We start from the raw sequence: 301 nt of genomic DNA on the forward strand, positions 1-301 counted from the left end.
AGGCGCGCGCGATCGTAGACGTGGGTCAGCTCGTGCAGCAGGGTCGCCAGCAGCTCGCGCCGCTCGGTGCCGTGCACGCGCCCGGTCTGGCGGCTGGCGGCGCTGCCGTCGGTGAGATCGGCCAGGTACTTGCGGTTCAGCGCGATGCGCTGCGGGCCACGGGCCTGGCCCATGCCGTTGGCGGGCAGGTCGTCGCGCCACTCGACCTCGATCTCGCGGTCCAGGCGTTCGCGGAAGGCCGGCGGCAACTTGTCCGCGGCTTCGTCCAAGAGTTGCTGGCTGGCCTCGCGCTGCGCAGGGT

Annotated in this window: 1 protein-coding gene; it reads right to left on the reverse strand. The window is 72.8% G+C overall.

Annotated features, from left to right (window positions below):
* Nucleotides 1-301 (reverse strand): hypothetical protein (locus ACLJNW_RS24295; RefSeq protein WP_410961231.1); only part of this gene is annotated, 301 nt, incomplete at both ends.

Origin of the sequence: Salmonella sp. SAL4457 (assembly GCF_046548235.1) — a bacterium.
Lineage (GTDB): Bacteria > Pseudomonadota > Gammaproteobacteria > Enterobacterales > Enterobacteriaceae > Salmonella > Salmonella enterica.